Here is a 1,039-nt window from a genome sequence, read left to right on the forward strand (position 1 = left end):
GCGCCAGCACCGCGCCGTCGGCCTCGACCAGGTCGGCCCAGCGGCGCAGCACGCGGGCGCGTTCGCGCGGCGGGCGGCGCGACCAGTCGCTGGCGCGCCAGCGCGTCCACGCGTTCTCGACCGCCTGGTCGACCATCGCCGCGTCGGCCAGCGGCAGCTCGGCCTGGTGGCGGCCGTCGGACGGGCGCGACACCGCCAAGCCCGCGGCCTGCGCCGGGCGCAGCAGCCGGCCGTCGATGAAGTGGCCGCTCGGCACGTCAATCTGATCGGGATGGAAGGTGTGCACGCGCCGGCCTCGCAAAAATGGGGTTCAATCGACGCTCGAATGCTAGGCAGGGTGGTGCGGAATTTGCGGCCGTACGCAGGCCGGCGAACGCAGCAAATGGCGAATCGCCCGGCCCGTGCAGCGCAAGCTGCGGTTTTGATCGCGGCGACAAGATCGTCCTATCCGGGGCGATGGGAAGCTTGGAACCATCGCACGAGACGCCTGCGCTGGAGAAGCCATTGACTGACATTTCGAAGAGCGGGACCGCGGCCGACGGGGTCGCGTTGCGGCCCATGGAGGCCCGGGACCTCGACGCCGCCCACGCGCTGTCGCTGCGCGTGCACTGGCCGCACCGGCTCGCCGACTGGCAGTTCAGCTTCGAGTTCGGCCGCGGGCTGGTCGCCGAGCGCGACGGCGAGCTGATGGGCACCGCGCAGAGCTGGTCCTGGGGTGAACGGCACGCGACCATCGGCCTGGTGATCGTCGACCCGCGCTGCCAGGGGCGGCGCATCGGCTACCGCCTGATGGAGGCGCTGCTGGCCGGACTCGGCGGGCGCAGCGTGCTGCTGCATGCGACGCCGGAGGGCCGCGGCCTGTACGAGCGCCTGGGCTTCGTGCGGACCGGCGAGGTGCGCCAGCACCAGGGCACGGCGCTGCCGGCGCCACTGGTCGCGCTGGACACCGGCCGGCGCCTGCGCCCGGCCGACCACAACGACAGCGAGGCGCTGGCGCGGCTCGACGCGCAGGCGCGCGGCATGCCGCGCCCGGCCCTGA

At 73.6% G+C, this 1,039-nt stretch carries 2 protein-coding genes; one reads left to right on the top strand and one right to left on the bottom strand.

The window, feature by feature from the left end; translation table 11 throughout:
• On the bottom strand, positions 1–286 hold a 286-nt coding region (locus tag AC1D1T_RS32680), incomplete at its 3' end, for an aldehyde dehydrogenase family protein (RefSeq protein WP_477993516.1).
• Between the two features lie 272 nt (positions 287–558).
• Here AC1D1T_RS32680 and AC1D1T_RS32685 point away from each other — a divergent pair.
• Positions 559–1,039: GNAT family N-acetyltransferase (locus tag AC1D1T_RS32685; RefSeq protein ID WP_477993517.1), on the top strand; the 481-nt coding region annotated here is incomplete at its 3' end.

This window comes from Rhizobacter sp. P2_H3 (assembly GCF_056403355.1).